The organism is Mesorhizobium sp. M7A.F.Ca.CA.002.09.1.1, from assembly GCF_003998555.1.
Lineage (GTDB): Bacteria > Pseudomonadota > Alphaproteobacteria > Rhizobiales > Rhizobiaceae > Mesorhizobium > Mesorhizobium ciceri.
The window spans coordinates 1-5,609 of the sequence record NZ_RZRR01000317.1; the positions used below are offsets into that span (position 1 = coordinate 1).

Below are 5,609 nucleotides of genomic sequence, written 5' to 3' on the forward strand. Positions count from 1 at the left end.
GGCCATGCCGGGCTCGCCCGCGAAACCGGGGCCGCCCTTGGAGCCAATCCGGTGCCGCTGGTCATCCCTTGCCATCGCATCCTTGCCGCCGGCGGCAAGATCGGCGGCTTCTCGGCGCCGGGCGGCTCGGTCACCAAGGAGAAGATGCTGGCCATGGAAGGCGTGCGCGTCGGCCCGCCGCCGCCGGCGCAGGTATCGTTCGGGTTTTGAGCGGCGGCCGGCGCTGGCAGAAGGCCTGGATCAGTACATCGGTCGCTTATTGACCGGGTTGGCGGGCACCGGCTGCATCACGTCCCAATGCTCGGCGATCTTGCCGTTTTCAACGCGAAAAATGTCCACGATGACGGTCTCCGGCATGTTACCTGCCCTCGGTTGAACGACCTGGGTCATGACGAGGTCGCCTTCGGCGATCACCCGCTTGAAGTCGACTTTTTGTTTTGGCCAATTGGCGACACCCATGCTTTCGAGAAGCTTTTTGACCGAGTCTCGGCCATCCGTCATCGTCGGGTTATGCTGAATGTAAGCCTCGGCCCAATAGCGGTCCAGCGCGGTAAGGTCATGGTCGCCGAACAGCGCCTGATAGGCTTTCAGGACAAGCGTCCTGTTTTTTTGAGTCAATTCATGCTGTTGCAGCACCTGCTTGACCGGCTTGGTGTTTTCCGCATGCGCCGCGGCGGTGAGCGCCGCGACCGCGAAAGCGGCCGCCGCGAAGGATTTAAGTTGCAGCACGGATGTCTCCCTCGGTTGCTTCGGTGTCAGGTCAATGCGCGCGCAACGAGCACCGTATCGACATACTGCCGCATGCGGATGATCTTGCCGTCCCGCAGTTCGTAGAGATGAGCGAAGGGGGCCGTCATGGATTTTCCCGTCGCCTTATATGTACCGGAATACACGCCGAAGGCCGCCACCCGGTCGCTATCGGCAATGAAGCTGTGCACGTCGGCGTGGTATCCGATCCACTCCGAGCCGAGCCGCTTGAAGACCCCCTGCATCAGGGCCTCGATGCCGACATAGGTGCCGGCATAGGGGAATCCTTCCGCCTCGGTCCATTCGATGTCGGCGGAAAGAACGGCCAGCAGATTGCGGCCGTTCTCCTCGGAAGTTCCCTCGTAGGTTCTACGGATCAAATCGAGGTTCGTCGCCATGTCAGCCCCACTTCATCTCGCCCTTGGCGACCTTGGATCCGACATCGAGGGCGACGCCCATACCGAGGCCGGGGAAGCGGGTCTCCATGGCGGCCTTCAACGCGGCGCTGTCTGCCGCCTTGTCCAGTTCTTCCTCGAAGGTGAGGAGATAGGACTTGGTGAACTCCACCGCCGAAGGACCGATCGCGGCATCGGGGGCCATGTGGCCGGGCACCACGACAGCGGGCTTGCGGGCGGCAATCGCGTCCAGCGTCTTGATCCAGGCGGCGCGGCTTTCCCTGGTCTGCGTGTCGGCGGTCCAGACGTGAACGCCCGAGAAGATCATCACCCCGCCGAAAACGGCATTGAGCGACGGCACGAACAGATAGCGGCGGTTGGCCAATCCTTCTTCCGCATTGACGATCTCTACAGTCTCGCCATCGACCGTCAGCGTTGCGCCGTCGAATGCCTCGGGGAGGACGATGTCGGAAAGCGCCTGCGGGCCATTTTCCTTCAGTTGCGGACCCCAGACGGCGAGCTTCTTCTCCACATTGCCCTTGATGGCTTCCAGCGTGGCGGAGGCAGCGATGACTTTTGCCTCCGGGAAGGCGTCCCGCACCGGCTTCAGGCCGAAGTAGTAATCGGGATCAGACTGAGTGACATAGATGGTGGTCAGCTTCTTGCCGGTGGCCTTGATGGCATCGGCGAGCGCCTTGCCGTCCGGATAGGTGAAGCCGCCGTCGATCAACAGGGCTTCGCTCGGCCCCGACAGCAGCACCGGCGCACGGAAGAAACCGTTTGGACCCGCCGGGAAGTGTTTCCAGCCAAGCTTGGCGCCGGCGGCCTGGCCGCTGTCGATGGGCGCGAAAACGGCGGTTGCGCCGAGGACCAATGAGGTCTTCATGATCTGTCTCCTCGTGAACATGGAATATCTCCGTTGAATGAAAGGGGATCGGGTGCGGCTACGGGCCCGCAGGGCGGACGGTAGACGGCACGGTAAGCCCTCTGGATTAATCAATAAATTGGCCGTAATAATACAAACTGTATGTTGAAAGCTTACAATGAGCCTTCGTGGTGGAATCGATAAACCTCAATCGCCTCGCCTATTTTGCCACCGTGGTCGACGCAGGTTCCTTTACCCGCGCGGCCGAGCGGCTTGGCATCACGAAAACAGTCGTCAGCCAACAAGTCGCTCGCCTCGAGGCTGAGCTGCGGACCACGCTTCTCGTGCGCACGACGCGAAGGGTCGAGCCGACGGAAGCAGGCCGTCTTCTGCATGCACGCTGCGTTCTGATCCTGCGGGATGTCGAAGAAGCGGTCGCCGAGGTTGGCGAGGCCAACGCCGAGGTGGCCGGTGTGCTGCGTGTTTCCGCGTCCAATGACTATGGCGCGATCGTGCTGGCCCCGATCGCCGCCCGCTTTCGCCAGAGATTTCCGGCCTGCGGCGTCGAACTGGTCATTTCCGATGCCATAATTGACTTGATCGGCAACAAGATCGACCTGTCCATCCGGGTTGGCTGGCTGGATGACTCCAGCCAGCAGGCGCGACGCATCGGCACCTTCCGGCAAATCCTGGTCGCGTCGCGGGATTTCGCGGCCGGGATCAGGGTGGACAAGCCGGAAGATCTTTCTTCCTTGCCGCTCGTTGCCAATGCCGTGCTTCGCAAGCCGTTCACCTGGAACTTCACCCGAGGCGATTCCGAGCCGCGCACCATCACCCTGCGCGAGGCGTTCTCCATCAACTCGACGCCCGCCGTACTGGAAGCGACGCTCGCCGGCGGCGGACTGGCAGTTCTGCCGGACTATCTGGTCGTCGACTATCTATCGCAGGGGCGCCTCGTCCACGTGCTCCCCGACTGGGCGCTGCCCTCCGGCGGCATTCACGTGGTCTATCCGGCGGCGCGCTTTCGCCCGCAAAAGGTGACGCAATTCGTATCCATGCTCACGGAGCATATCCGGGATTGAGAGCAATGGCTGCCGGTCGACAAGCGCTAGTTGTTATGGAAGAACCGCCGGCGGAAATGCCGGTCGTTGTCCGACCGCTTGCAGTTGTAGACCGGGCAGGACTTTGTGTCGGCGCTCGGCACGTAGGCTCGTGTCCTCACCTCGCCCATGCTGCAGAATCGCTGGCTCTGCACATAGCGGTCGTAGAGCGACAGTCCCGGCACCCGCTTCGACTGGTAGCGCAGGATGACCGCCCCCTGCCGGGCGATCGTCGCCTGAACGTTGCCGCAACTCATACGCGTCGGGTCGTAGCGCGAGATCGCCTGAGCCTGAGCGGCGACAAGCGTCAGGCAGGCGGCAAGCAGAATGGTTTTCATGGTCCTCTCCCTGATCCGCCGCCCAGGGACGTCGCGATCCGTCGTGACGCTCTCACGCGATTAGGGCGGCCATTGGGCAGCGCCCTGATCACGGCTTTCTCACACAGTCTTGTTTTTTGTGCGAAAGCAGCCTATATGCCTTCCATTGATATTTCGGCCGATCGATCCGGGCCTCGCGATAATCGCGTTTGCTGACGTCTATCTCCAAAATCTCGATGCACACCGGCTGGACCTCGGTCCGGTCAATCTAAAGCAAATGTGAAGGACTATCTAAATGGCAACTGGAACGGTCAAGTGGTTCAACGCCACCAAGGGCTTCGGCTTCATTCAGCCTGACGCGGGCGGCGCGGACGTATTCGTCCACATCTCCGCTGTCGAGCGTGCTGGACTGTCGACCCTGGTCGAAGGCCAGAAGATCAACTTCGAGATCGAGCAGGACCGCCGCACTGGCAAGTCGTCCGCTGGATCTCTGAGCAAGGCAGCCTGATTTTGCGATAGCGCGCGCCGGGCGAGAGTTCGGGGCGCGCGGCAAGTCACGGATGTACTGACAGTCGCGCGAGAAGCGCGCTGGAGCGGAAAGACCCGACAAGCTGGATCAGCAGATAGCTGCCAGCCCGGACCGGACGCTCCCGATCAGGCTACCAAGCATGGGAAGGCGGGATTTATCCCGCCTTTTTTGCTGTCTGGGTTAGGTGGCGCAGCCCGCACTATGGTTCCAACTTGTGGTACTTTTAGCCCAGTAGTGGTACCATTCGGCCATGACCAAACTTGAGCAGATCGAAAAATCCGTCGCCGAACTGAGCCCCGAGGAACTGAAGGCGTTTGCCGCCTGGTTCGAGGCGCTCCAGGCGGATATGTGGGACCGGCAGATGGAAGCCGACGCGAAGGCGGGCCGTTTGGACAGGCTTGCCGAACAGGCGCTGGCTGACCATCGCGCTGGTCGGACGCGGCCTCTGTGAACCACGTCGCCTCTCCATCGTTCTGGGAGGCTTATGAAAAACTGCCATCGTCAATCAGAGCAAAGGCGGACAGGCGTTTTGCCCGACTGCGTTCGATCCTTTTCATCCCTCACTGCATTTCAAACAGGTCGGTCGCTATTGGTCGGCGCGAGTTGACGAAAACTATCGGGCTGTTGCCATACGCAACAATGAAGATGTGATCTGGTTCTGGGTCGGCACCCACGCCGACTACGACCATTTGTTGAAATAGCCCCTCCTTCAGGAGGAGAAGGCTACCCCACCCACTCGATCGGCACATGCCCCGGATCCGCTTCCACGCGGCCAAGCCATGCCGACACCGCCGGATAGGCGTCGAGCTGGAAACCGCCCTGCTCCGCCGTATGCGTATAGGCATAGAGCGCGATGTCGGCGACGCTGAGCGCGCTGCCAGCGAAGAAGGCATTGTTTTCCAGATGCCTGTTCATCACGCCGAGCGCCTTGTTGCCGCGCTCCAGCGTCACCGCCAGCCGCTCCGGGGTCGCATCCCCAGCACGTTCGGGAAAGGTCAGCAGCGCCTTGCGCACGGCTATGTAGGGCTCGTGGCTGTATTGTTCGAAGAACAGCCATTGATACGCGAGCCCACGCTCATACCTGTCCGCCGGCAGGAAGCGTGTGCCTTCGGCGAGATAGAGCAGGATGGCGTTGGATTCGGCCAGCCGCCGGCCATCGTCGAACTCGAGCAGCGGCACCATGGCGTTCGGGTTCTTGGCGACAAAGTCGGCTTTGCGTGTGTCGCCTGTGTGCGAACTCACCTCGACGTTGGTGAAGGCTAGGCCAAGCTTCGCCATCAGCAGGCGCGGCTTGTAGCAATTGCCGCTGTCTATCATGCCGTAAAGTATCATGGCTGTTCCCCCGAGCACTGTCTCCGCGCGATTATCGCAGCGGCGGCGGACTCAACCAATGATTTGTTTTGTCGCGACGATCAGCGCCGCTGATGTGTGAATAGTGGCGCCCCTAGCCGAACAGCGGGACGACATTGCCGCCGGTACCCAGCAGCGTGTCGATGTTCAGTGGCTCTTCCTCGAAAACGGTCCCCGCCAAGGCTGGGCGGGCGAGGAGAAAACCCTGCAGCAGGTCGACGCCGCCTTCGAGCGCGGCGCGCAGATGGGTGGGCTGCTCGATGCCTTCGACCAGCACCTTGGCGCCGCGGTCATGCAAGCTGGAAA

General features: G+C 61.5%; 9 protein-coding genes and 2 pseudogenes. 5 read left to right on the forward strand and 6 right to left on the reverse strand.

All coding sequences use genetic code 11. The features are described 5' to 3' along the window. On the forward strand, positions 1-210 hold a 210-nt coding region (locus EN994_RS15610; protein ID WP_164745943.1), incomplete at its 5' end, for an MGMT family protein. Between the two features lie 30 nt (positions 211-240). Here the strand turns inward: EN994_RS15610 and EN994_RS15615 are convergent. Genes EN994_RS15615 through EN994_RS15625 form a run of 3 tightly spaced genes read right to left on the reverse strand, consistent with a single transcriptional unit; the run spans position 241 to position 2,049 of the window. Further along, positions 241-729 (reverse strand): nuclear transport factor 2 family protein, encoded by a 489-nt coding sequence (locus EN994_RS15615; protein WP_063168800.1) that lies wholly within the window; start codon positions 727-729, stop codon positions 241-243. A gap of 26 nt (positions 730-755) precedes the next feature. After that, on the reverse strand, positions 756-1,145 hold the full coding sequence (locus EN994_RS15620; protein WP_063168801.1) for a nuclear transport factor 2 family protein: 390 nt from the start codon (positions 1,143-1,145) through the stop codon (positions 756-758). 1 nt (position 1,146) lies between these two features. After that, on the reverse strand, positions 1,147-2,049 hold the full coding sequence (locus tag EN994_RS15625) for an MBL fold metallo-hydrolase (protein ID WP_063168802.1): 903 nt from the start codon (positions 2,047-2,049) through the stop codon (positions 1,147-1,149). Positions 2,050-2,198: 149 nt separating this feature from the next. Here EN994_RS15625 and EN994_RS15630 point away from each other — a divergent pair, with 149 nt between their 5' ends. Beyond that, positions 2,199-3,089: a LysR family transcriptional regulator gene (locus EN994_RS15630; RefSeq protein WP_024504141.1), complete on the forward strand. Its 891-nt coding sequence runs from the start codon at positions 2,199-2,201 to the stop codon at positions 3,087-3,089. Positions 3,090-3,115: 26 nt separating this feature from the next. Here the strand turns inward: EN994_RS15630 and EN994_RS15635 are convergent, their stop codons facing one another. Next, positions 3,116-3,445: a hypothetical protein gene (locus EN994_RS15635; RefSeq protein WP_063168803.1), complete on the reverse strand. Its 330-nt coding sequence runs from the start codon at positions 3,443-3,445 to the stop codon at positions 3,116-3,118. A gap of 274 nt (positions 3,446-3,719) precedes the next feature. Between EN994_RS15635 and EN994_RS15640 the strand changes: the two genes are divergently transcribed. The 3 genes and pseudogenes from EN994_RS15640 (at position 3,720) to EN994_RS36125 (ending at position 4,654) form a co-directional block, all read left to right on the forward strand. Further along, the gene (locus EN994_RS15640; RefSeq protein ID WP_010910991.1) at positions 3,720-3,932 is read left to right on the forward strand and encodes a cold-shock protein; all 213 of its coding nucleotides are present in this window, start codon (positions 3,720-3,722) and stop codon (positions 3,930-3,932) included. 271 nt (positions 3,933-4,203) lie between these two features. Continuing rightward, positions 4,204-4,404: a hypothetical protein gene (locus EN994_RS15645; protein ID WP_013530089.1), complete on the forward strand. Its 201-nt coding sequence runs from the start codon at positions 4,204-4,206 to the stop codon at positions 4,402-4,404. Beyond that, positions 4,401-4,654: pseudogene (locus EN994_RS36125) on the forward strand (hypothetical protein). The gene EN994_RS15645 and the pseudogene EN994_RS36125 overlap by 4 nt, the downstream one beginning before the upstream one ends. A gap of 22 nt (positions 4,655-4,676) precedes the next feature. Here EN994_RS36125 and EN994_RS15655 read toward each other — a convergent pair. Continuing rightward, entirely contained in the window at positions 4,677-5,285 is a 609-nt protein-coding gene (locus EN994_RS15655) for a glutathione S-transferase family protein (RefSeq protein WP_013530087.1), read from the reverse strand. A gap of 112 nt (positions 5,286-5,397) precedes the next feature. Then, positions 5,398-5,609, reverse strand: a pseudogene (locus EN994_RS15660) (EAL domain-containing protein); the annotation flags it as partial.